23 protein-coding genes and 3 riboswitches are annotated in these 23154 nt (G+C 36.6%); of the genes, 8 read left to right on the top strand and 15 right to left on the bottom strand.

Annotated features, from left to right (window positions below):
* Window positions 1-16: 16 nt before the first annotated feature.
* Window positions 17-199: riboswitch (Lysine riboswitch) on the bottom strand.
* A 135-nt stretch (window positions 200-334) separates the two neighbouring features.
* Together Q0371_RS04410 and safA are read right to left on the bottom strand one after the other, a co-directional pair.
* The gene (locus Q0371_RS04410) at window positions 335-1312 is read right to left on the bottom strand and encodes a M23 family metallopeptidase (RefSeq protein WP_298468734.1); all 978 of its coding nucleotides are present in this window, start codon (window positions 1310-1312) and stop codon (window positions 335-337) included.
* 294 nt (window positions 1313-1606) lie between these two features.
* Window positions 1607-2212 (bottom strand): SafA/ExsA family spore coat assembly protein, encoded by a 606-nt coding sequence (safA, locus tag Q0371_RS04405; protein WP_240949718.1) that lies wholly within the window; start codon window positions 2210-2212, stop codon window positions 1607-1609.
* Window positions 2213-2514: 302 nt separating this feature from the next.
* Between safA and pgeF the strand changes: the two genes are divergently transcribed.
* Complete coding sequence (gene pgeF, locus Q0371_RS04400; protein WP_298468729.1) at window positions 2515-3276, top strand: peptidoglycan editing factor PgeF; 762 nt, start codon at window positions 2515-2517, stop codon at window positions 3274-3276.
* 86 nt (window positions 3277-3362) lie between these two features.
* Here the strand turns inward: pgeF and splB are convergent, their stop codons facing one another.
* Both splB and Q0371_RS04390 read right to left on the bottom strand, forming a co-directional pair.
* Window positions 3363-4391: a spore photoproduct lyase gene (gene splB / locus Q0371_RS04395; RefSeq protein ID WP_251555649.1), complete on the bottom strand. Its 1029-nt coding sequence runs from the start codon at window positions 4389-4391 to the stop codon at window positions 3363-3365.
* 12 nt (window positions 4392-4403) lie between these two features.
* Window positions 4404-4625, bottom strand: a complete 222-nt coding sequence (locus Q0371_RS04390; protein ID WP_169359786.1) for a transcriptional regulator SplA domain-containing protein — start codon at window positions 4623-4625, stop codon at window positions 4404-4406.
* A 347-nt stretch (window positions 4626-4972) separates the two neighbouring features.
* On the opposite strand from Q0371_RS04390, the gene Q0371_RS04385 reads away from it, so the two are divergent.
* The gene (locus Q0371_RS04385) at window positions 4973-6388 is read left to right on the top strand and encodes a LysM peptidoglycan-binding domain-containing protein (RefSeq protein WP_298468725.1); all 1416 of its coding nucleotides are present in this window, start codon (window positions 4973-4975) and stop codon (window positions 6386-6388) included.
* A 98-nt stretch (window positions 6389-6486) separates the two neighbouring features.
* On the opposite strand, the gene Q0371_RS04380 is transcribed toward Q0371_RS04385, so the two are convergent.
* The gene (locus Q0371_RS04380; protein ID WP_298468723.1) at window positions 6487-8046 is read right to left on the bottom strand and encodes a malate:quinone oxidoreductase; all 1560 of its coding nucleotides are present in this window, start codon (window positions 8044-8046) and stop codon (window positions 6487-6489) included.
* 272 nt (window positions 8047-8318) lie between these two features.
* Window positions 8319-9197: a LysR family transcriptional regulator gene (locus Q0371_RS04375; RefSeq protein WP_298468720.1), complete on the bottom strand. Its 879-nt coding sequence runs from the start codon at window positions 9195-9197 to the stop codon at window positions 8319-8321.
* 117 nt (window positions 9198-9314) lie between these two features.
* On the opposite strand from Q0371_RS04375, the gene hutG reads away from it, so the two are divergent.
* The 3 genes from hutG (at window position 9315) to Q0371_RS04360 (ending at window position 12237) form a co-directional block, all read left to right on the top strand.
* Window positions 9315-10244 carry a formimidoylglutamase gene (gene hutG, locus Q0371_RS04370; protein ID WP_169359790.1) on the top strand — a complete coding sequence of 310 codons (930 nt, stop codon included), beginning with the start codon at window positions 9315-9317 and terminating at the stop codon, window positions 10242-10244.
* Between the two features lie 9 nt (window positions 10245-10253).
* Window positions 10254-11438, top strand: coding sequence for a sodium/glutamate symporter (gene gltS, locus Q0371_RS04365; RefSeq protein ID WP_298468765.1), 1185 nt, complete (start codon window positions 10254-10256; stop codon window positions 11436-11438).
* Window positions 11439-11646: 208 nt separating this feature from the next.
* Window positions 11647-12237: a hypothetical protein gene (locus tag Q0371_RS04360; RefSeq protein ID WP_169359791.1), complete on the top strand. Its 591-nt coding sequence runs from the start codon at window positions 11647-11649 to the stop codon at window positions 12235-12237.
* A 133-nt stretch (window positions 12238-12370) separates the two neighbouring features.
* Here the strand turns inward: Q0371_RS04360 and Q0371_RS04355 are convergent, their stop codons facing one another.
* The 9 genes from Q0371_RS04355 to Q0371_RS04315 form a co-directional block, all read right to left on the bottom strand.
* Window positions 12371-12910: a VUT family protein gene (locus Q0371_RS04355; protein WP_298468716.1), complete on the bottom strand. Its 540-nt coding sequence runs from the start codon at window positions 12908-12910 to the stop codon at window positions 12371-12373.
* A 47-nt stretch (window positions 12911-12957) separates the two neighbouring features.
* Window positions 12958-13632, bottom strand: a complete 675-nt coding sequence (gene queC / locus Q0371_RS04350; protein WP_169359793.1) for a 7-cyano-7-deazaguanine synthase QueC — start codon at window positions 13630-13632, stop codon at window positions 12958-12960.
* 176 nt (window positions 13633-13808) lie between these two features.
* A complete protein-coding gene (gene queF, locus Q0371_RS04345; RefSeq protein ID WP_298468713.1) occupies window positions 13809-14309 on the bottom strand; it encodes a preQ(1) synthase in 501 nt (166 codons plus the stop codon).
* Between the two features lie 124 nt (window positions 14310-14433).
* Window positions 14434-14480: riboswitch (PreQ1 riboswitch) on the bottom strand.
* 120 nt (window positions 14481-14600) lie between these two features.
* Window positions 14601-16154 carry an alkyl hydroperoxide reductase subunit F gene (gene ahpF / locus Q0371_RS04340; protein WP_298468762.1) on the bottom strand — a complete coding sequence of 518 codons (1554 nt, stop codon included), beginning with the start codon at window positions 16152-16154 and terminating at the stop codon, window positions 14601-14603.
* Window positions 16155-16397: 243 nt separating this feature from the next.
* Entirely contained in the window at window positions 16398-16961 is a 564-nt protein-coding gene (ahpC, locus tag Q0371_RS04335; protein ID WP_169359796.1) for an alkyl hydroperoxide reductase subunit C, read from the bottom strand.
* Between the two features lie 675 nt (window positions 16962-17636).
* Window positions 17637-18365, bottom strand: a complete 729-nt coding sequence (queE, locus tag Q0371_RS04330) for a 7-carboxy-7-deazaguanine synthase QueE (protein WP_298468710.1) — start codon at window positions 18363-18365, stop codon at window positions 17637-17639.
* On the bottom strand, window positions 18358-18831 hold the full coding sequence (gene queD, locus Q0371_RS04325; RefSeq protein WP_298468707.1) for a 6-carboxytetrahydropterin synthase QueD: 474 nt from the start codon (window positions 18829-18831) through the stop codon (window positions 18358-18360). The genes queE and queD overlap by 8 nt, the downstream gene beginning before the upstream one ends.
* Before the next feature lie 126 nt (window positions 18832-18957).
* Window positions 18958-19004: riboswitch (PreQ1 riboswitch) on the bottom strand.
* Window positions 19005-19093: 89 nt separating this feature from the next.
* Window positions 19094-19522: an HIT domain-containing protein gene (locus tag Q0371_RS04320; protein ID WP_298468704.1), complete on the bottom strand. Its 429-nt coding sequence runs from the start codon at window positions 19520-19522 to the stop codon at window positions 19094-19096.
* A gap of 93 nt (window positions 19523-19615) precedes the next feature.
* The gene (locus Q0371_RS04315) at window positions 19616-20200 is read right to left on the bottom strand and encodes a TetR/AcrR family transcriptional regulator (RefSeq protein WP_298468702.1); all 585 of its coding nucleotides are present in this window, start codon (window positions 20198-20200) and stop codon (window positions 19616-19618) included.
* 138 nt (window positions 20201-20338) lie between these two features.
* Between Q0371_RS04315 and Q0371_RS04310 the strand changes: the two genes are divergently transcribed.
* The 3 genes from Q0371_RS04310 (at window position 20339) to Q0371_RS04300 (ending at window position 23139) form a co-directional block, all read left to right on the top strand.
* Window positions 20339-21490 (top strand): ABC transporter permease, encoded by a 1152-nt coding sequence (locus tag Q0371_RS04310; RefSeq protein ID WP_298468699.1) that lies wholly within the window; start codon window positions 20339-20341, stop codon window positions 21488-21490.
* 177 nt (window positions 21491-21667) lie between these two features.
* Window positions 21668-22297 carry a TetR/AcrR family transcriptional regulator gene (locus tag Q0371_RS04305; RefSeq protein WP_298468695.1) on the top strand — a complete coding sequence of 210 codons (630 nt, stop codon included), beginning with the start codon at window positions 21668-21670 and terminating at the stop codon, window positions 22295-22297.
* 107 nt (window positions 22298-22404) lie between these two features.
* A complete protein-coding gene (locus Q0371_RS04300; protein WP_169359798.1) occupies window positions 22405-23139 on the top strand; it encodes a glucose 1-dehydrogenase in 735 nt (244 codons plus the stop codon).
* Window positions 23140-23154: the final 15 nt, after the last annotated feature.

Genomic DNA, 23154 nt, shown 5'->3' with positions numbered 1-23154 from the left:
AATCCTCTACTTTTCCCCATGAGATAGCACACCATTATAAACCGGGACGTTTATAACGGACAGTCCTGCAATTCTTCACTGCAGACCCAGCATGTAATAATGAGTTTATTACAAGCTTCGGCGACATTTCCTTCTCCTTAGTATCTAAGCTTCTCAAGCTCCTCTAAGGACTGTTAAATATCGCGCCTCTACCTCACTTATAAAAGCGAGGTTATATTCAATTAGTTGTTCATAGTCTACAATAGAGATTTTCATCTGTCAACAAACATTCTATTGATTAATCAAAATATTACTATTTTTTAAACTTCATCATTCTAAATAGAAACGAACAGTCTTATTTAAAAAATGAACCTATAATACGGGGAATAAATAAGAAAAAATCTGCTAAAGTAAATGTATTTTCCACTTTGTCAAAGACATCCATTTTCGACTTTTCGTTCGGTTTGTAGGTCGTTACTGTATCGCCTTGAATTGGCTCAATCCCATCATAGAAGCTTATACGTATAGAGTGGCAGTTCACATAATCAGACGAATCCATCACCTGAAAATGTATATGAGGCTCAGAGGAGTTTCCAGAATTTCCACAAAGGCCAATTGTTTGTCCCTGCTTCACCGCGTCTCCTTCTTTTACTACTATAGAATATTGTTTGAAATGCGCAAGCAAGCTATATTCTCTATTTTCATGCTCCAAAATGACATAGTTTCCGGCTGGTTCTTTTTCATTCATTTCTCCGGGAATATTATCTACAATATCATTCATAACCTTTACTACCTTACCGTCTGCTGGCGCAACTACCTCTTTATCAAAAGCATAGTAACTTTCATTAAGTAATCTATTACCCTTATACGTCTGACCATTCTTCATCTTCACTAAATCATATGCATAGCGCTGAGATTCATAAACGTAATGATAGTTAAGAAATTCATTCGTCCCACCCCAGAAAACAAACCATTCTTCTTTAATAGGCATCATATATTTATTTTTGGTGTAACGTTGATCGCTTTTGGGGAAGGTTACATAAGGTTTTAATACTATGCCCTGGATGTAGTTAGCCGTATCAAAGGTTACACTAACTATTCTCTCCTTATTGTTATCTAACCATAAATACTGAGTTGAATAACCAATCTCGGTCTTTTTAATCATTTGGTAGCTTTCAACCTCCTGATTAAAGGAAATGGCTAAATCAATAAATTGGTCCAGTGATACTAGCTCTTTAAATTCTTTGACGCATTGGTTATAAATTTCTTCATGGTTTCCATATAGGAATACTTCTCCAAAATTTTCGGGCGATATAAATTTCTCTACATTCATAGATCTGTTTACCTCCAATTTATAACATTGTAAGTATTTATCATCTAATACGGAAAAAGATAACTAAGGTTTCACTTAATATCAAAAAGAAAAGGAAACGAGAGTGTAGACCGTTTCCTTTTGCAGACTTTATTTATTTCTTTTTTGTATTGTTGATATCGAAGGAAAAGTTTCACATGGAACATAAACAGAAATGAAAATAGCCTACATCTACACTTTGAAGGGCAGACATAGGCCGTAAACTAAAAGAGTGGAAATGACAACACTTACGTCGTCATTCCCACCCTAAATCAATTATTTTTGTATAAACATTTGAGTCCAATAGTTTCCGTCTTTCACGTAACCTACCCCAATATGAGTATAGTTTTTGTTTAAGATATTGGCTCTATGTCCTTCACTATTCATCCAAGCGTTAACTACTGCTTTCGCAGTCGTTTGACCTTGTGCGATATTTTCTCCTGCTGATTTATAGCTAATTCCAAAATTCTTCATCATTGTAAATGGAGTTCCATAAACAGGACTTGTATGGCTAAAATATTTTTGATCGTGCATATCTTGTGATTTATATTGTGCCACTCTTCCTAGCTCCCAGTCATAGCTTAAAGGAGACAGGCCAGCATTTGCTCTTTCCACATTTACAAGTTTAATTACATCTTGTTCAATGTTATAAGAATCTTTTGTCGGAACATTAATTTTTTGTCCTGGATAAATAAGATTTGGATTTTCTAACTGAGGATTTTTCTCAATTAATTCTGAAACTCCGGTTTGTGTTTTTACTGCTATTTTCCAAAGAGAATCTCCTGATACAACTGTATAGGTATTAGCTGCAAATGCAGTTAGTGGTAATAATAAAGAAATTGCGACTGCTACTGCAGCAACTTTTAATTTAGTTTTAAACAAGGTAATCTTCCTTTCTTTTTTTACTCTATTAATATAGTAAAATAAAAAAGTCCTATAAATCATCCCTTAATAATTGGATGTAATTTTACAGTTAGATTACAAAGGAGAACAAATAGAAGAGAAAGCTTGATAGTACGGGAAAAATAACTGGTTCAAAGGTAACACTTTTGAAATATTCAAGGAGGAAAATTCCTCTAAATACAAATTCTTTTTATAATTTTTCTGTTTTTTTAAAGGTTGAGTTAAGTCTACTGTCCTATACAACAATGAGTGTTTAAGATATATTAAAAATAGGTGATTACATGAATATTAAAAATTATTTAAACAACGAACGTTTCCTCTCTGGAACAACTATGAAAGACCCTACTGCCCGGGAAGAGAACAATATGGCCTTACACATCTGTGAAAATCCCTTACACATACTAGAAAATCGCAAGAAATTAGCAGACCAGCTCAATTGCAGTTTAGAAGATTTTGTTTGTGCCAATCAAACCCATAGTGCAAATTTCTATAAAGTGACCGCGATTGATAAAGGGCATGGAGCAACGCTTTTGGAAACCGCTATTAAAGACACAGACGCTCTTTACACATTTGAACCAAACCTATTATTATGCAGTTTTACAGCAGATTGCGTACCAGTCATTTTTTATAATGAAACTAATGGACTTATTGGAGTCATTCACTCTGGTTGGCAAGGAACCATCAAGGAAATTACAAGTCAGCTATTTGAGCATCTGAAAACACACGAACAATGTAACCCAGCTGATTTTCACGTACAAATAGGCACTGCACTAAGCCAAGAAAAGTTTGAAGTGGATGAGGATGTCTACACAAAATTTAAGAACCTAGGGTATGCAGATGACTTTATGTATTACAGAGAAGAAACAGGCAAATATCATATCGATAACCAATTGACCGTTCAAAAGCAGTGTGAACTGGCTGGTATACCGCTTGAACAGATTTCGATAGATCGCACATGTACTTTTTTAAGTCCAGATGGCTTCTCTTACCGAGAGGATAGAAATACTGGGAGACATTTAAGTTTTATAATGAGGAAGAAGTAACTTTCTAAAATAGGTTGTAATCTCTTTAATCAATTACTCAAGCTTCATTTAAACAGCCCGATTCTGTGAAGAACCGGGCTGTTTTTTTAAGTAAAGTATTCAAATTTTGCATTAGGAAAGAACTTTTCCATATAACTATATAGATGCTCTTTGATGTCTTCCTCTTCTTCTTTTTGATAAATGTATTTTCCTATACCATACTTCCCCCATTTTATTCTTCGGGATTCTTCGTCCAGTTCAAGCTTAGTCATTGGGTAGTTTTTTTCGATCACCTTTTTAGCAGGCTTCGTAAAACGATGCTGGATGAATTCAAAGGTAATATCATCTCGTGCATCCTTTGGAAGCTCTGCATCTAATCGTTCAAACATATGATAATACCCTTCTTTCCAGCCTTCATGAAGATATATAGGAGCGACAATAAACCCAAGTGGATATCCTGCTCTTGCAACCTTCCCTGCAGCCTCAATCCTCTTGTCTAATGGAGAAGTACCAGGCTCAAAATTTTTAATCACATAATCCGCATTTACACTAAAGCGAAATCTGGTCTTTCCATTATGCTTCGCATCTAATAAATGATCTACAAAGTGAAATTTCGTCACGAATCGCAGTCTACCGAATTCCGATTTACCAAAATGTTCAATCGCTCTTTTTAAGGTATGAGTTAAATGGTCTATTCCTACAATGTCAGAGGTACAGGATGCTTCGAATCTTGTGATCTCCGGTGCACGTTCTTCCATATACTTATCAGCGGCTCCGAGAATTTCCTCTACATTCACATATGTACGGATATAAGGTTTGGTTCCCATGGTTGTTTGTAAATAGCAATAATGGCAATGTCCCATGCAACCAGTAGCAAAAGGAATGGCATATTCCGCAGAAGGCTTAGAGGAATCAAATTTCAGGGTTTTTCTGATTCCTACAACTAGCGTAGACTTAGCTATGCGGTATTTTTGAAAGTCATTATCTCCAGGAAGGTTACGTATTTGGTTATGAGAGGTCGTATAATGAATTTCTTTCCCCATCTTCTCAAACTTTTCTTTCAGTTCTCTACCTAGTGGATAATCAAGTGCCTTAGGCTCAAAATACACAAGCTGAGGTGTAAAAGGTTTTCTCATGTTCAACCTCCATTATTGAAAATAGTGACGATACGCTTGCTCTGCTTCATAGGCGCTTGTATAAATAGCCAAATCAGCTGTTAAAGGATAATACGTTTCATAAACAAAAACAGCCAGTCCATCCGGGTTATCTGGATCATTTACTACTGCCGCTGATTGAACGTTAGCGACACTTTGGATATGGGGGTTCCGATAAAAAACGTAAACAATATCTCCTGCTGTATAATCTTCCATTTGCTTCTCTCACACTCCTAGCTTTTTCACTAGCTTGGCTTTTCTAAAAGAATTTATGTAATAAATACAATTGAAAAAACCATATCCGATAAATCGAATATGGTTTAGTTATTGAAATCAAAATCATAATTTCTTTAAAAGACCCTTTAACATATTAAGTACAAAGAAATTTGTGATTCACTACATATATTGCGGTAATCAAGAAATTTTTTAATCCTTATTTCATTCAGACAGGCCATCCCTTAGAAAAAATAAATAGGAGAATTTTAAAAAAGTATAAGTTCTACATTTATATTCGGTTAACTAAACATATGCTTTAGTAAACCTAAGAAAAAAGGAGCTGCCCATTGATTATATATGTCGTTAATAATGGAGATACGCTTTGGGAAATTGCTAATCGGTACCAAATAGATATAAATGCCATTTTACAAGCGAACCAATTACCTGACCCAAATACTCTATTGGTTGGTCAATCGCTTATTATTCCTATTTATGGAGTCTATCATACAGTTCAAACTGGCGAAACTCTTTGGTCAATCGCCCAACAGTATGGTATAACGGAACAAACTATTCTTCTTTCTAACAGACTAGCAAATCCAAATCTTTTATATCCTGGTGAGCGAATTTTTATTCCTCCTATCATTCATGTTGTGCAGCCTGGTGAAACACTACGACAAATTGCTAGCCTTTATGGAACAACTATTCAAGCACTTATTAATCAAAATAAAATACAAACGCCTGGCCTCCTATATCCAGGAACACAACTAATCATTCCTAGAGTCAAGCCATTAGTCGAAGTGAACGCCTATACCTATCAGAAAGAAGAGGATGCCGTCCAGACGGTAAACAGTCTTCAATCTCTACTCACCTATATTAGTCCCTTTGCTTACAAGCTTACAGAAAGTGGTGATTTAGAGCCCTTACAGGACGAACTGTTAATAGAAGCAGCTGTTACCGACAATATTGTACCAATGATGGTGATCACCAATTTTTCATCTACTGAGGCTGGAACTAATCTCATGCATGTCATTTTCTCTAATCCAGATATATTAAAGAAATTGATGACAAACGTTATTCAGATTATGGAGGATAAGGGTTATAGAGGATTGAATATTGACTTGGAAAACGTATTACCAGAAGACAGAGATGCTTATACCTCCTTTCTCCAGCTAACAGTCGATACACTTCATCCTAAAGGGTACTTTGTTTCTACTGCAGTTGCTCCTAAAGTTAGCGAGACTCAATCCGGCTTGCTATATGAAGCACATGATTATGAAGCACATGGAAGAATTGCAGACTTTGTGATCCTAATGACGTATGAATGGGGTTGGCGCGGTGCATCTCCTCAAGCGATTTCCCCCGTCAATCAAATGAAAAAGGTAGTAGAATATGCTTTAACTGTTATTCCTGCAGACAAACTATTTTTAGGCTTTCAAATATATGCAAGAGACTGGAGAATTCCTCATGAAGCTGGGCAAATTGCAGAGACCTTTAGCCCGCAGGATGCAATTACATTGGCTACCCAATACGGAGCAAGAATACAGTTTGATACAGTGGCTCAATCACCTTTTTTTAATTACACAGATGAGCAGGGACAAAAACATGAGGTTTGGTTTGAGGATGCTCGAAGTGCTCAGGCTAAATTTAATTTAGTCAAACAATATCGTTTGCGAGGTATTAGTTATTGGGTGTTAGGTTATTCCTTCCCTCAAAACTGGGTATTGTTAGATGATAACTTTGTAGTAAAGAAAATAAAAGATTAAAGTCTATCTCTCATTTAGATGTCGAGTGACTATAAATAAAGAAAGAAACCTACCATCTATTGAAGATGGTAGGTTCTTGATGATTTATAAAATATCGCTTATACAATATCGTCTATAACTTCACTAACGTCTTCCAAAGGTTCCATGTTCTCTGCTACCTTTTGGTCTATTTTTAGTCGAAGTGTTTCTGCTGTTTCTGCATGTACATCCTTAAGTAGCTCTGGGTTGTTCATAAGAGACATACCGTAAGATGGAATCATCTCTTTGATCTTTGGCTCCCACTCCGTTATATGATCTGGGAAGCATCGTTTAAGAACGTCCAACATAACTGGTACTGCAGTAGAGGCACCTGGAGAAGCACCTAATAAGGCCGCGATGGAACCGTCCTCTGCAGTGATAACTTCTGTACCAAATTGAAGAGTTCCTTTTCCTCCAGCTTCTGTGTCCTTAATCACTTGTACGCGTTGGCCTGCTACAACTAAGTCCCAATCCTCTGCTTTAGCATCTGGGATAAAGATTCGTAGCTCTTCCAAGCGTTGTTCTTTAGACAGCATTACCTGTTGGACCAAATATTTTGTTAGAGACATCTCTTTGGCACCTGCAGCTAGCATTGTAAAGAGATTATGTGGCTTAACAGAAGTTACTAAATCCATCATCGATCCAGTTTTTAGGAACTTCGGTGAGAAACCAGCGAAAGGTCCAAATAGTAGTGATTTTTTATTGTCAATAAAGCGAGTATCCAAATGAGGTACAGACATTGGTGGAGCTCCAACAGCAGCTTTACCATATACCTTAGCATGATGCTTCGCAACTATTTCAGGATTATTACAAACCATGAATATACCGCTTACTGGGAAGCCACCGATATGTTTTCCTTCAGGAATACCCGATTTTTGTAGGAGATGTAGACTTCCGCCTCCACCACCAACAAAGACGAATTTCGCTGTATGGTTCTCGATTTTGCCTTCCGCGAGGTTCTTCACTTTTACTTCCCATTTGCCATCTGGCGTACGGTTTAAATTCTCTACACTAGACTTATAATTGACCTTAACATTTTTAGTCTTTAAGTGATCGAACAACATACGAGTCAATGCCCCAAAGTTAACATCTGTACCAGTGTCAATTTTAGTTGCAGCGATCGCTTCATTAGCGGTACGGTTTTCCATGATTAATGGAATCCATTCTTTTAACTGGGCTGGATCATCAGAGAATTCCATTCCTTCAAATAATGGATTCTGGGTCATCGCTTCAAAGCGCTTCTTCAAGAACTCCACGTTTTCTGTTCCTTGAACCATACTCATATGAGGTAAAGGCATAATAAAGTCCTGAGGATTCTCGATTAAATTACTTTTTACGAGATGAGACCAAAATTGCATAGAAACCTGAAACTGTTCATTTACATTGATTGCTTTTGTGATATCAATAGAACCATCTGGTCTTACAGAAGTGTAGTTGAGCTCACAAAGAGCTGCATGTCCTGTTCCCGCATTATTCCATTCATTTGAGCTCTCTTCTCCTGCACTTTCGAGCTTCTCAAATACTTTTATATCCCACTCCGGTACTAATTCCTTTAAAAGCGTTCCTAAAGTCGCGCTCATAATACCGGCACCAATTAAGATAACATCTGTTTTAGTTTCTGTGTTGCTCACTTTTACCATCCCTATACTTTATATTTGCAGAAGCCTTGTTAACGCTACCAAAACAAAGAGTTAGTTAACCTGCTTCTGACTCTATATAACCGTGACTATTGCTTTAAATTTGTTTATAAGTTCAGAATATCTATTCTATTATAATATAATTAATGATTTTTTTAAAGTGTGTAGAAATTGTGAATTAATTTAGATTAATGGGACTAAAAAAACCCAAACTGTCTCCTCTCCATGTTTATTCCCTCCTCCATCCAATTGATAAATAAAGTAATTATCAACCGTCAGTGCCTCTTCTTTATGAGTTCAAAGAGCACTAAAATACTCCTGGAAAATGTACGTCCCTTCATGGTGCTTAAATACACGTTCCGATTTAAATATGCACTATGAACAGGGCGTGTTAGTAGCGAGTCAGATAGATGCTGCGTAACATAATTTTGGGGTAGAATCGCAATTCCTAAACCTTCCTCTACTAATACTTTTATCATTTCAAATCTCTCTATTTTATAGGATATATGTGGTGTCACATTTTCCTGTTCAAATGCCTTTAATATTTGTGCACTTGTTTCAAACTCAGGCATCCCTATTATAAGTGGTTCCTGAGTAAAATCCTTCAGTGTAAGTTGTTCTTTTTGGGCAAAAGGATGATCTTTTTTTATAAGTACAACATAGGGTTCGTTATACAATAATTCACTTTGTATTTCTTCATCCACAATGTGCTGGTTTGTAATGACTCCATGTACATGTAAGCCTAGCAATGCTTGTCTTACTGTTTGATTATAAAGCGTGTCAATCAGAGTAAGCTGATTGGATGGATATAACTTTTGATAATCAGTAATGACTTGTGACAACCAATAATTTGCTGATTCAATTACTCCTAATCTGATTTCTAACTGTTCTCCTTTTGCCAGCTCCTTTAACTCTGTTTGCATGACCTCGAACTGAGCAACTAAGCCTTTTGACCGTTCCCAAAACTGCTGACCCATTTCTGTTAATTGAAACTGCTTTGTTGTTCTTTCTATTAACGGAGTATCCATTTCTTGCTCAAGTGCCTTAATGGCATTACTTAATGAAGGCTGAGAAATATGCAAGGCTTTAGCTGCCCTGGAAAAGCTGCGATATTTCACAGTGGCATTGAAGTAATACATCTTTCGTAAATCCAATTCTTCGCCCCCATTTATAGTTTTAAACTATTATAATATAAAAAATTAATATTGGTTATTATAAATGTTTAAAATTATACTAACAATATGATTTTTTAGATAAATGAGGGTGGAAATATGCATAAACCTACAGAGTTAAAAATATGGCAAGGTCGCGTGGATCATGAGTCAGACCACACTTACTACCGTTATCATCAAGTAGTGCAGTTGGCATCTACAGATACTCAAGGGAACATTGGAATAATTGGCTTTGCATGTGATGAAGGAGTACAACGTAACAACGGACGCATTGGAGCAAAGAATGCACCTCTCGCTTTACGTAAACAGTTAGCAACATTACCTTGGCGTCATCCAAATTATGAAAACGCTTTAATAGATTATGGGGATGTCATTTGCGAAGGCAATGAATTAGAGCAAGCTCAAAGTGAGCTAGGAGATAAGGTTTCCAACATCTTATCAAATGGAAAGGCGATCGTACTAGGCGGTGGGCATGAAACATTGTACGGACAGTATTTAGGTGTGCGAAAAGCATTTGGTCCAGATGCTTCCATTGGATTAATTAATATAGATGCACACTTTGACATGCGCTCATACGATAAACAGCCTTCCTCAGGTACGATGTTTAAGCAAATTTTAGATGAGGATCCAAATGCAGATTATTTCGTTTGCGGTATTCAACAATATGGCAATACCACTGCCTTATTTGATATAGCAGATCAGTATAATGTGAGTTATTTTACAGATGAACAGTTGGACTTCCCTTCGTTTACTATAGACTTACATAATTTTATGGATACACATGATGTGTTGCTCGTCACACTTTGTATGGATGTTTTAAATGCTGCGGAGGCGCCTGGAGTCAGTGCACCGTCACCATTTGGCTTATCAGCTGTAAAGGTCCGAGACATTCTACGCCAAATGGCTTCTCATAAAAAAACAGTCAGCTTTAGTATTTGTGAGGTCAACCCTTTACTTGATGTAGATAACCGGACGGCAAAATTGGGAGCTTACTATATCAATGAAGTAATTATGAATAGTTTCGAATAAACAAGGGGGATACGTATGGTATTAAATCAAATTACAACGCTCAGTCTAGCAGTGGCATTATTTTTAATCGGTACATTTTTAGTTAAAAGAATTGGATGGTTGAACCGCTTTTGCATCCCGGCACCAGTAGTTGGAGGCTTAATTTTCGCCATTTTAGCAACCGTATTAAAAAGTTTTGATATTCTTGACATAACGTTAGATACATCACTTCAATCCATTTTCATGATTACCTTTTTTACAACCATCGGACTTGGGGCAAGCTTCAAGCTTGTAAAATTAGGAGGAAAACTACTCGTTATATATTGGTTAGCTTGTGGATTTCTAGCTTTCATGCAAAACGTAATTGGCGTTTCGTTGGCAAAGGTAATGGATATTCATCCGCTGATCGGTGTAATGGCTGGAGCTGTTTCCATGGAGGGTGGACATGGGGCTGCAGCTGCCTATGGGGAAACCATTGAAGGTCTTGGAATTCCATCTGCTATCTCCATTGGTATGGCTGCCGCTACTTGTGGTCTAATCGCTGGTGCCCTTGTCGGTGGTCCAGTCGTTCAATATTTAATACGCAAGTTCAACTTAAAGCCATCTTCTGAAGAAACAGAAGAATATGTAGAAAAAGCACAGCATGAAATTACCGAGAAATCATTTATGGTACAGGTCTTCTTAATTACCTTCTGTATGGCTGTTGGTACATATGTCGGTGAATGGTTCTCTACTATGACTGGTTTTGTGTTACCGGGCTACGTAGGGGCGATGTTTGTAGCTGTAATTGTTCGTAACATTTTAGATCGCTTTAATCCTAATCTAATCAATATGAAAGAGATTAACCTAATAGGAGATATCTCTCTTGGTATTTTCCTATCTATGGCACTGATGAGCATCAAGCTCTGGGAAGTAGCAGACTTAGCCCTTCCATTGTTTGTCATCATATTAGCGCAAGTGATCTTCATCGTATTATTTGCAGTAATCGTCCTTTTCCGTTTGCTAGGAAAAAATTATGATGCAGCCATTATGGTATCAGGTTTCCTTGGTCATGGACTTGGAGCAACACCTAACGCCATGGCCAATATGTCAGCAGTAGTTTCAAAATTTGGGCCATCCCGTAAGGCGTTCTTAGTAGTACCAATCGTTGGTGCTTTTTTGATCGATGTTTTCGGTATGCCAATTATTATTACTACAATTAATTTGTTTAAATAGACAAAATAAAAGCGCAAGCCTTTAAATATCAAAGGTTTGCGTTTTCTTATTGGAATAGGTTATTCAAAATAGTTATCTCGAAGAAACTCCTAGACTTCCAAGTCAAAAACCATCATGTAATATTTCCCAATTAGTGTTTGGAGGATTTAAATATTTTATTCTGGGTATCTAATATACTTACGAGTTGAGCTTAGGATGTGATGTTTTTATGTTTGGACTATCTGACCTCTTGTCACTGATTATTTCTGCATTTATCATCTTGCCTGTGGTCGTATTTCTGCGAGAATCCGGTTATTTAATCGTTAGCTGGTTATTCGGAGTAGTAAAACCACGGCTTACAATCGGTTCTGGACCCAGGCTCTTTAAAATTGGAATGATTGATATACGTAAATATTATCATTTGTATAGCTGGTTTTCCTACGATGACTTAAAGCGTAAAAGTAAGTTTGCTTATGTTAGCATTTATTCTGGACCAATATTGGTTAACCTGATTATTGCCCTCCTCATTAACTTCTTAATTGCCAACGGATGGGCTGCAGAATATAAAACATTTTGGGATCGCTTTGTTTTCTATGCCTTCTATTATTTGTTATTTGATATAGTACCTATGATTACGATTAATGGTAAACCGAACAACGGCATGATTATTTATGAAATGATTCGATACGGAAAGAGAATCGACTTCAACGCAGAATCCTTCCTCCCAGCTACTTCAGATGTGGAGAACGAGTATCATGAACAGATGAAGCAAATAGAAGAAATAAAAAAAGAGAGAGAAGAGGAAAAACATGAACACTAAACTATTCACTTTTCTTCTCTCTCAAAAGAACCGATTTAAGATAATCTCTTAAATCGGCTCTTTTTTATATAAAATCGTGTTTATGCATTCTTTATCGTAAATACAGCCTAGCCTAGTAGCTAAGCCTATTTTTTTATACCTCCCTTAGACGCCTTGCTTTAAGAGCAAGCCCTTGGTTCAGTATCAAGGCACCTATCATTTGAATGACTGTCTTCACAATTACTTGGCCGACAATTGCTGCTGGTACAGCTTCCCACGGTATAAATCCTGCTCCAAGTGGACTCAATCCAACGATTACAAAAACAACAGAATCAAGAAGACCTCCAACAATACCACTGTAAAAAACTCTCCACGCCATTGGTAACTTTAAGCGTGTATAGATTTCTGTATCTGCTGTCTCGGCGATGACAAAAGATAAAGCAGATGCTGCCACAATCATTAAAGTATCTCCAAGTGCAAATGATGCAGTCCCTGATAAGAGTAATGCTAAGAAGATAAATAAATATGTTTTAGCTCTACCATATTTATTTTGCACAAGATCTCGAAAAATGAAGGTTGCTCCAACAAAAAGCGTTCCCATAGGAACGATAAACATGCCAAACTCTAACGGTGCAAATCTAGCCGTCACCACATTTGCAATAACAATAGATAATAAATAAAATAATATTCTCATTATGCTTCTCCTTTAAACATCACTAACTTTGTAAAGGTTAGTACCGTTTATATATTCTTTTCCTCAAGTTCTCGCTTCGTATTTAAATACTCCTCAAGCCCATTTTCACGTAATTTACATGCTGGGCACTCTCCACAACCATCTGCAATGATTCCGTTATAACAGGTTAAAGTTCTTTCTCTCACATACTCAAATACACCAAGAGAATCTGCTAGCTCCCATGTTTGTGCCTTGTTGATCCACATTAATGGTGTATGAATGACAAAGGAACTATCCATTGATAAATTTAATGTCACATTCATCGATTTGATAAAAACGTCGCGACAATCGGGATACCCACTAAAGTCTGTTTCACAAACCCCTGTCACGATATGCTTTGCTCCTACTTGACTAGCTAAGACACCAGCAAATGAAAGAAAAAGCAGATTTCTTCCGGGAACAAATGTTGAAGGTAGCTCACTTTTATCCCCTTCTTCAATTTTGATCTCCTCGCGTGTCAATGCATTAGCTGCAAGCTGATTTAGTAATGACATATCGAGCACATGATGTTCGATGCCAAGCTCTTTTGCTATTTCTTTTGCACAGTCAATCTCCAGGCGATGCCTTTGACCATAATCAAAGGTCACGGCCACCACTTCTGCAAAATTTTCAATCGCCCAGAACAAACAAGTCGTACTATCTTGCCCTCCACTGAATACAATAAGTGCTTTACTTTGTTTCATGTATAAATCTCCTTCACGACGAAAAACAGCACACTAAGAGAAGTGCTGTTTTCATCTTAGTTTTTTTAAGAGGGTCGCTAATAACCTCTTCCTTGCTAACAAGGATCTATTTAATTAATTTTATTTATAAGTAATCGTCTAGAAGTAAGAAGTTCCTAGTTCCTATTCAATTCCATTTATCGATTATCAATATTTTCTGGATTAAGATCATGGTTCATTAAACGATAGCTCGCGATTTCCTCATATTTTGTTCCTGGTCGTCCATAGTTGCACCACGGATCAATAGAGATACCACCACGTGGTGTAAATTTCCCCCAAACCTCAATATATCTAGGGTCTAGCAGTTTGATTAAATCATTCATAATAATGTTCACACAGTCCTCGTGGAAATCACCATGGTTTCTAAAGCTAAATAAATATAGCTTCAGCGATTTACTTTCCACTATTTTTTTATCCGGGATGTATGAAATATACATAGTGGCAAAATCAGGTTGTTGCGTTATTGGACATAGACTCGTAAACTCTGGACAATTAAACTTCACAAAATAATCTCGATTAGAATGGAGATTGTCTACTGATTCTAATACTTCAGGCGCATAGTTAAATGCATATTGCACTTTTTGATTTCCTAATAAGGTCAAATCTTCTAATCCTTCAGCTGACTTTCGGCCAGACATAAAAAAACCCCCTTGAAAAGTAATACCAAATCTTTTCAAGGAGAGGCTGCAACATTTTCTATAAAACTTTACAGGATTAAAACAAAAAAGCCATGTCCAGTTATGGACATGGCATGTTCGTCATGTATCCATAGTTTTTTATAGAGGGTATCTGCTATGAACCTCTCCTGAAAAATTTCAGGTATTTATCTAAAAAAATAATATAATACATGGAGATAAATGTCAAATTGTTTAAAATAATCTTGATACTGCTTTTGTATTCTTTATAACTAGGACTAGATTAGTAAGATATTAACCATTAACTAGTTGAGGCGTCGTGTTACGTATCAAATAATCAAATGATCCAAGTGCAGCGGTTGCCCCTGAACCCATTGAAATGATGATTTGCTTGTATACTGTGTCCGTACAGTCACCTGCTGCGAATACGCCAGGCATGCTTGTCGCACCATGCTTATTAATAATGATTTCATTATTTTGATTTAAATCAATTATACCTTTTAAAAATTCTGTGTTCGGTAGTAGACCAATTTGTACGAAAACCCCTTGTAGCTCAATATGCTCTTCTTTTCCAGACACAACATCCAAATAAGTTAACCCGTTCACTTTATCTGTACCTGTAATTTCTTGTGTTAAGGCATTTGTTAAAACCGTTACATTAGATAGACTATGTAAACGCTCTTGTAATACTGTATCAGCCTTTAGCTCTGCATTCCGTTGTAATAGGTAAACATGATTAACAATACCCGCTAAGTCAATTGCTGCTTCAACTCCAGAGTTTCCACCGCCAACTACTGCCACATCTTTCCCTTTGAAGATAGGACCATCACAATGCGGACAATATGCTACGCCTTTATTTTTAAATTCTTGCTCGCCCGGTACACCTAATTGACGGTAGCGTGCCCCTGTTGAAAGAATAACTGTTTTTCCTTTCAATACTGCACCGTTTTCTAAAGTTACTTCTACCATCTCGTTACGAGTAATACTTGTAACTCGTTGGGATTTCATAATATCTACATTGTAATCCGCTACATGTGCCTCTAGGCTTGAAACAAATTGTGGACCTTCTGTAGCTCTGGTACCAATAATGTTCTCAATAGCCAATGTGTCATTTACTTGGCCACCAAAGCGCTCCGCTACAATTCCTGTGCGAATACCTTTACGAGCAGAATAGATTGCGGCTGAGGCACCTGCCGGACCGCCACCAACTACTAATACATCGAACGGCTCAACGTCTCCAAATTCAGAGCCGTCAGACGCTTCTCCAAGCTTGTTTAAAATATCCTCAAGCTCCATACGCCCTCCACCAAAGTTCTCACCGTTCATATAAACTGTTGGTACGGCCATAATGTCACGTTCTTTAATTTCGTCTTGGAACGTGCCACCCTCTACCATTGTGTTAGAGATATTTGGATTTAACACAGACATAATATTCAATGCTTGCACAACGTCTGGACAATTGTGACAAGTCAGGCTCACGTACGTTTCAAATTTCATAGGTTTCTTGATTGCTTGAATGCGTTTAATCACTGACTCGTCTACCTTTGGAGCACGACCAGAAACCTGTAATAAGGCTAGTACTAATGATGTAAATTCATGGCCAAGTGGTAAGCCTGCGAATGTTACACCTGACTCCTCCCCCACCTTATTAATGCTAAAGCTAGGAGTACGCTCTAGTAATGCATGTTGTACAGTAATTAGCGGAGACATATTTTCTAACTCCGTTACAAGATCAAGCATATCATTGGATACCTTATCATCGCTTACGCTTACTTTGATAACTATCTCACCTTCTAATAATGCTAAATACTGTTGTAACTGAGCTTTCAAGTTTGCATCTAATAGCATAAACTTCGCTGTCGCTGACATGTAGAATTATTATAGTCAGAAAATTATATAACTATCATTAAATAATAAATCTATATGTTATCCTCAACGAGCAGCCCCTCACCTCTATTCATAATTTTTTAATACGCTTATTTCTTTTTTCTTTGTAATCCTAATAAAAAATAGCGACAAGGCTGTCTGAAAATAATTTCATAACAGGCACTTGCCGCTTAAATCTCGCTCTAGTTTATATAGCTTAGAAACTTAGATTTTACCAACTAAGTCTAAGCTTGGAGTTAAAGTTTCGCCGCCTTCTTGCCATTTAGCTGGGCAAACTTCGCCTGGATTGTTGCGAACATATTGAGCTGCTTTTATTTTGTTTACTAACGTAGATGCATCACGACCGATACCACCAGCGTTAATTTCGTAAGCTTGTACAATACCTTCTGGGTCAAGGATGAAAGTACCGCGCTCTGCTAAGCCATCTTCTTCATTTAATACATCGAATGCTTTAGAAATTGTGTGGGATGGATCACCAATCATTATGTATTCGATCTTGCCGATAGTATCGGAAGTATCATGCCAAGCTTTATGTGTGAAGTGAGTGTCTGTCGATACAGAGTAAACTTCAACTCCTAAAGATTTTAATGTTGCATATTCATTTTGTAAGTCTTCTAGCTCTGTAGGACATACGAAAGTGAAATCTGCAGGATAGAAGCATACTACCGACCATTTACCTTTGAAGTTTTCAGAAGATACGTCGATAAATTCACCTTGTTGAAATGCTTTTGCAGTGAATGGTGCAATTTCTTTACCTATTAATGCCATGATTTATAGCCTCCTATGTATTATTTATTATTTCTCATAAGTATTAAAATTATCTTATAATAATTCTAATGTATAGTTTTATTATTCTATACATTTAGTTCTCAGTCAACCATTAAGGTATGAAAATGAATTACTAACATTTACTCCTAATAGAATATGAGTATTATTTTTATTTTTTTTTTAAAAGTAAAGGTCCTATTAAGATAGGCTTACAATCCGGATAGAATCCTTTTCCAAAAAAACGAATGAATCGAATTAGGATTCTTTCCACGGAGCATACGAATTAAAGTACCAAAGCACATATTTTGCAAGTTGTTCAACCCAATATTCCAGTGGGATATCAAGAAGAGATTAACGTAATTGTTAGGGAACCAATGGTAATGAATTTAATTCAGAAAGGTGAGACATACTTTGTTGGATACACGATAAAAAGAAATGGTTTAATTTTTCTCAGTGACATTGAAACTATTGAGGATCACAAATAAGCTTAGTTATTCAACTAACGTGTGCGTTAGTAAAAAACAATATCAAAGTAAAATGAGCCAGGAGAAAATATCCTAGCTCATTTTTTAAGTGTATTTTAAATCAACCTGTACCTTTAACATAGCCTTATTTTAAAAGGAACTTCATACTTACTATATTCTAAATGGCCAACGTCGGTATCTATAAGAAGAGCTATACACCTCTTTTATTTCCCCAGATGAGTGTATGTAACTGAGGCAGCACTTTAACGTTCTTTAATTCTTCATCCATCATCACTTGATCGATTAGCATTTCATATTTCTTTAATAAATGGCTAACTAAATGTATATTATCCTTTGAAGTAATATCATCATTTCCTAGCTGTAGATAAAAAGGAATAGTTGGGTATCGGAGATGAACGTCTTTAGCATAGGTATAATCCTCCTGATTGAATAGGACGACTTTAAGAGATATATGCTGGTTGTTTCTTCTATCTTTCAGTTTTTTCAACATACTAGTAAGCACAGAAAAATCTGTCGTCATACCAGAGCTAGGTGGCTTCGGAGAAATTGTCAGTTCATCTATTTCATACAACCAATCTTGCCATTTACTTCCCTGGGTTTCAACGCCAATCTTAATATTATTCTCTTTTAAAATGGCAACAAGAGCTCCCAGATGACGAAGAAGTGCCGGATTTCCTCCTGATATCGTGACGAATGAAAAACCGTTGCCTCCATGGCGTTTCAACTCAGACCAGATCTCTTCTGCTGTCATTTGTACGATAAGATGCTTGCCACTGCCATCCCATGTAAAGGATGAGTCGCACCAGGAACAGGAATAATCACATCCGGCAGTGCGTACAAACATAGTCTTCTGGCCAACTACCATTCCTTCACCTTGAATTGTAGGACCAAAAATCTCTATAACAGGTACTTTACTCAACCTCCATCCATTCCCTTCTCGCCTCAGCATAGCTTGTAGGAGTTTCATACAGCTTGATAAACTCCACACGTGTCCCATTAAACCGTTGTTCATCAAGTAAGGCTTCCGTCAACTTCTCATAAATCCAAACGACGATATTTTCTGCAGTGGTGTTCATCGGTGGTAGTGTTTCATTTATATAATGATGATCCAAATAAATTTCTATTTTCTGTTTCCAAATCTCCTTGATGTCTCCAAAATCAACCACAATGCCCCGTTCATCCGTATAGCCACTTAAACCTAGTACAGCGCGATACGTATGACCATGTAGATTTTTACATTTACCCTCATAGTTATGCAAATGATGAGCAGCATCAAAAGTAAATTCTTTGCTAACAAGAACACGTTTTGAATGGTATTTCAGCTGACTACTTTGAATATCTTCCTCGATTATTTGTAGCTTATCAACTATTCTAAAATTAGTCATGCGTTAAAATTCCTCCTTAAAAATGGTCCCGACATTTCTCCAGAGAGGCCTTAACAATCATTCTAATAAAACATATGCATTAAACATAAAAAAGCCACGTCCTATATGGACATGGCGAATTGTCATGTTTCCATAGTTTTTTATAGAGGGTATTAGCTATGAACCTCTCCCGTTTAATTCCGGGCATTCTTTTATAAGAATATATTATATAAAATGGTAAGAAATTTCAAATATACTTTTTTGTACCTTGTCAATAATACTGTTAAAGTTCTTCTGATACGTTAAACTCCATTACATTTCTTTTATTTTTTTCCGCTTTGAACATATATCTTATACCTTTTCCAGCTAATGCTTCCTCCTTATATCTTGGCAAAACATGAAAATGCGCATGATTTATATGCTGCCCTGCCACTTCTCCACAATTCCAGCCTAAATTATAGCCACTTGGCTCATAAAGCTCATCTAAATATTGCTTCACTTTCTGTAGAAGCTCATAAGTAGCATTCCATTCCTCTTTCGTTAAATCGAAAGCTGTCTCTCTATGTATTTTTGGCACAATAATACCAGCCCCCTCAAGCTGTACACCTTTCTCACGAGCCTCGTCAAGTTGTAAAAACATACAATACTCATTACTTAATATAACGTTTTGTGAGGGCACTAACTCTAAATGACACAGCAAACATTGCTCCATAATAGCAGAACTCCTTTCTTTTTATATTCTACCTGCAGCTATTACACTCATCCTGTACGCCAGTAGATGTTATTCTCGAACTTATGTCTCTCGCTACTTCTTTTGAATAAAAGAAATAATGTTAATATATATTGATGTCATTTCTTGAGGAGTTTTGTCTAAATCATTTTGCACCCATTGCTCGATTAACCCTAAAAATGCAGATGTGATAAACGATAAAAAATATTCCATTGGAACTTTTAATTTGGCATTAATGCTATCATTTCTCTCTAAATTAACACGTACTTTTTCTGAAAAGGCAGCTCTAAATCGAAGATGAAATCCTGCTCTGCCATGATTGCTTAAGAATATTTTTAATAAAGGCGAATGCATTTTAATAGAACTGAATAATGTGGCAGCTAGTTGTTCTTGTTCTTTTTCAAATGTATGTGTAGGTGAATAATTCGATTGTAATTCATCAATATGGTTCCCTAGATCTGCAAATAACTGCTGTTCTATTTGATCCAGTAAATCGAATTTATCCTTATAGTGCAAATAAAATGTCCCTCGGTTAACTTTTGCATGTTTCGTAATATCCCCTATTGTAATTATTTCAAACGACTTATTATCTAAAATCTGCATAAATGACTTCTGAATAAGTTGTTTCGTTTTACGATTCTTCTCTTCATAAATATTCATATAAATCACCTTTCCATCAAAACTCAACATCTTGTTCACTTTTGTTCATTGCTTTTACTTTCATAAAAATTATAAGATAAACGCATACTAAAGCACACTAATAAACAACATCTTGAAAATTAGAAAGGACGAAATCGATTGAGACTATTTAAAGAAAAATTAGCATGGGCTGCACCCATCGCTGTTATATTAATAATTGCGCTATTCTCCTTAAACTTATTTGCTCAAGGAGATCCACAAGTAAAAAATCTACCCGTTGCACTGATTACAAGTGATGAGGGCGAACACGTTGACGTTGTGAGGGCAGCAGCTGAACAAATGAGTAAAGGGATGGATGGCAAAGAGCCAACGATTGCTTTTACTAATGAAAAAGAAGCAGATATTGAAAAATTATTTGCGGATAAACAATATTATGCAGCTTTAGTTATTCCTGAAGGTTTTAATGAATCCGTACAAAATGCCATGGTAAACAACACACCAGCAACATTAAAAGTATATATTAACCAAGGCTTTAACATGACTGGCGCAAACTTTGCGAAAACTGCTTTAAATGGTTTAATTACTCAAATTAGTAACCAATATTCAACAAACTTTGTAGCACAAATAGGTGATCAACAAATCGATGTTAATCAAGCACCCGTGCTTGTAAACCCTATTGTGTCTGAAGAAAAAGTATTTAATGCGATCTCTACTGCTACAGCAAATGGCAGTGCACCAACATTACTGGCCGTACCTGCGTGGGTAGGTGCATTAATCGGTGGTTTCATTGTATTTTTAGCATCTTCAAACATACTTAAAAAGGAAATGCTCACACGTAAACAAACATTACGCCTGATAGGTGGACAGATTTTATTTGGTGTTATTATTGCCTTATTCTCGGGCTTTACCGTTGCAACACTGGCACTTTTGGCTGGTATTAATATGCCAAGCTACCTCTTAGTTGCTTTCTTTGTATCGTTTGCAGCGTTCTGTTTCTTCTTATTAGTATCCGCTATTACTGCATGGATCGGAAAGCCAGCCATTACATTATTCATGGTTGTCATGCTATTAGGTATGGGTGTTCTAATGACACCACAAGAAATGCTTCCAAGTTTCTTCGTCAACTTCATTCGTCCATGGGTACCGATTCGTTTTGCTTCTGAGGGTTTACGTGATATTTTCTACTTTGGAAGTGGGTTCTATACTGGCCAATCATTCAACATAATTTTAGGTATTGGTATTGTAGGTTTAGTTATTTTCCTACTCTCCATTTTTAAACCAGTAAAAGTACCAAAAACTAATACGAAATAAGAGAATTGGCTTCGACTCAATTAGATTAAACGTTATTAACATCTTTCATAACAAAAAAACCAACCCCATAAGGTTGGTTTTTTTATTGTCTTACCTTTTTTATCCGGATGTGATTAGGAGTTCATACGATTAAACATGTTACAATCAAGGTATGAAGAACAGTTGGAGTGAGTAGAGATGAGTAAACGAGAACAACAAAAGCAACAACGTCGTGAAAACATTATCAAGATTGCAACAGACTTATTTTTGGAACAAGGTATACAAACTATACAAATGCAAGATATCGCGACTGCTGCTGGCGTTGGAATAGCAACGTTATTCCGTTATTTCCCTAAAAAAGAGTATTTAGTGATAGCTGCTACAAATGCTATTACGGATAAAATGGCTACAGATGTAGGGGAGATTGTGGAGCAAACAATCCCTGCATATGAAAAAATAGAGCAGATTTTAGATTATTATATAAATGTAACGAAGGATCCACAGCTACGTTTAGCGAAGTTTTTTGAGTCATTTGATTTATATGAAAAAATAGCGGAGGAATCACCTGATCAATATGCAGAATACTTATCTGCACGCAGCAAATTGGCAGGTATTTTATTAACAGTAGGTGATCAGGGCAAGCAAGATGGTAGTTTAAGATCTGATGCCGATTTGCAAGTATTTATGATGACGATGGTTCAAAATTTTAGTATATTCGCTTATAAATCAAGGCTGACAAAGCATGATGCCTATCTTTCGTCGTTACTTACTGCAGAAAAACAATTATTAATGATGAAGGATGTTTTTTTACGTTACATCCGACCATAATAAGTAACGGACTTAGGAATTGACATTTTGACAGTTAAGTTGTTTACTAGTAAGTATAAAAGTGATAGTCAGCTATCACTTTATATGAAACTTAGGAGGCCATTTACATGAGTCGTTTATCAGGTAAAGTTGCAATTATTACAGGAGCTGCGCAAGGTATGGGTGCAGCACATGCAAAATTATTCGTTGAGCACGGTGCAAAAGTCATTTTAACAGATTTAAATGAGGAAAAAGGAAATGCATTTGCAGCTGAGTTAGGTGAGAATGCGCTTTTTGTAAAACAAAATGTAACATCTGAAGAGGATTGGGCTACCGTTATTGCAAAAGCAGAAGAAGCTTTTGGTCCAGTAAACATTTTAGTAAACAATGCCGGTATTACAATGGCTAAAAATATGCTGGATATTACAGTAGAAGAATACCGTCGTATCGTTGACATTAACCAAGTTTCCGTGTTCTTAGGTATGAAAACAGTAGCAGCTTCCATGATGAAAGCTGGTGGCGGTTCCATCGTCAACATTTCTTCTATGAACGGCTTAGTTGCTGGGGCTGTTGGTTACACTGATACTAAATTTGCCGTACGTGGTATGACAAAAGCAGCTGCAATTAACTTAGCTCCAATGGGCATTCGCGTAAACTCTGTACATCCAGGTGTAATCGCTACACCAATGGTTGTGCAAGAAGATACAAAAGCAGCGGTTGAAGAATTCGCTAAACACATTCCTTTAAAACGCGTTGCACAACCAGAGGAAGTATCAAACATGGTACTATTCTTAGCTTCTGATGAATCTAGCTATTCAACAGGTTCAGAATTCGTAATTGATGGCGGATTAACAGCACAGTAAGATTTTAAAAGGTCG

This window comes from uncultured Psychrobacillus sp., assembly GCF_938022135.1.
Classification (GTDB): Bacteria; Bacillota; Bacilli; order Bacillales_A; family Planococcaceae; genus Psychrobacillus.
Note: the sequence above shows the minus strand (reverse complement) of the source record. Positions and strands in the feature narration are given on the sequence as shown.